Annotated in this window: 1 protein-coding gene and 1 pseudogene; both read left to right on the top strand. The window is 60.7% G+C overall.

What is annotated here, in order from left to right; translation table 11 throughout:
* Positions 1-108, top strand: a pseudogene (locus tag ACO1BU_RS37270) (transposase domain-containing protein); the annotation flags it as partial.
* A 77-nt stretch (positions 109-185) separates the two neighbouring features.
* The gene (locus tag ACO1BU_RS37265) at positions 186-1,202 is read left to right on the top strand and encodes an IS110 family RNA-guided transposase (protein ID WP_424140888.1); all 1,017 of its coding nucleotides are present in this window, start codon (positions 186-188) and stop codon (positions 1,200-1,202) included.
* Positions 1,203-1,515: the final 313 nt, after the last annotated feature.

Raw genomic sequence — 1,515 nt, 5'->3', positions numbered from 1 at the left:
CTCATCATCACCGCCAAGCTGAACGACGTCGACCCGCGCGCCTGGCTCGCCGACGTCCTGGCCCGCATCGCCGACCACCCCGCCTCGCGGCTTGACGAACTGCTGCCCTGTTGGGGTGGACGGCCCAGCGGCATCGAATTTGCCAATATGGGATCGAACGACCAACCCGGCGAAAGGGCCGCCCGATGCAATTCAAACGTGTTTCGATCGACACATCCAAGCATGTTTTTACGATTCACGGGGTCGATGATGTCGAGCGTCCCGTACTGCGGCGCGAGATCAGGCGCGCTCAGGTCGAACCGTTCTTCGCCAAACTGGCTCCCACGGAGCTGGCTCTTGAAGCTTGCGCGGGCTCGCACCATTGGGGGCGGGTGCTCGGCGGTATGGGCCACCGGGTCAGATTGATCCCGCCACAATACGTGAAGCCATTCGTGAAGAGGAGCAAGAACGACCGCAACGACGCAGAGGCAATCAGTGAGGCGGCATCACGCCCTACTATGCGCACGGTTCCGGTCAAATCAGCAGCCGAGCAAGCCGTAGCGATGATCGTGAAGCATCGGGAACTGATGGTGAACCAACGCACCCAGGCGATCAACGCCTTGCGAGGGCATGCCGCGGAATTTGGCGTTGTTGCCTCTAAAGGCTGCGCGAACATCAATGGATTGCTTGCCGCTCTGCTTGCCGAGGAAGCGATTCCAGAGATTGCAAAGGCGATGTTCGAGAGAATGAGCCAACATGTCATCGATCTCGACGTAAAGATCGATACGCTTGATAAGCAGCTGCTCGAACAGCACAAGGTGAGCCCGGTCAGCAGGCTCCTTGCCGCCATTCCCGGCGTTGGGCCGATAACTGCGATCACCATGACGCTGACCGTGAACCCGGCGAACTTTGAGACTGGTCGGCATTTCGCGGCGTGGCTCGGGCTAACTCCGCGAGAGCATTCCACGGGCGGCAAGCATCGGATGGGAAAGATAAGTAAGGCAGGCAATGAAAGGCTACGACAGCTGCTCGTGGTGGGAGCGATGGCGGTGATCCGCTACGCCAAGCCAGGCAGCAAGTCGGCTACCGATTGGCTGTTGAAATTGCTGGAGCGTCGGCCGCGGAAGGTCGCGGCGATCGCTCTGGCCAACAAGATGGCCCGGATCATCTGGGCCATGATGGGGCGTGGTGAAGCGTATCGGCGTCAGCCGGTAGTCGCCTAATCCGCGCGCCGGTGCCGAGGGTTTGAGAGCGTAGCAAGAGATGATGATCGGTCGAACCGACGAACGACAAAATCCGCCCAGTTCCAAGGCATTCTATGCCGTTGCCCTGTTTGGATGTCGTTCGCGGAACCCATCTGGGCCAGCGGCCATGTTGCCGCACAAACAGGCCGAACGCATGACCGCTTTCGTACCGCCATCAAACCTTGCAATCGCACTTGAACTCCATGGGCCGTCCACGCATGGAACTGGCGCAAGGCCCGCGGGGGTGCGGCTGCGGCCGAGGCAGCCTGACCATGGCCGCATCCAGCTGCGT

This window comes from Roseomonas chloroacetimidivorans (assembly GCF_049629625.1).
GTDB classification, from domain to species: Bacteria; Pseudomonadota; Alphaproteobacteria; order Acetobacterales; family Acetobacteraceae; genus Roseomonas; species Roseomonas chloroacetimidivorans.
The sequence above is the reverse complement of the archived record's forward strand: the minus strand, read 5'-3'. Positions and strand labels throughout refer to the sequence as shown.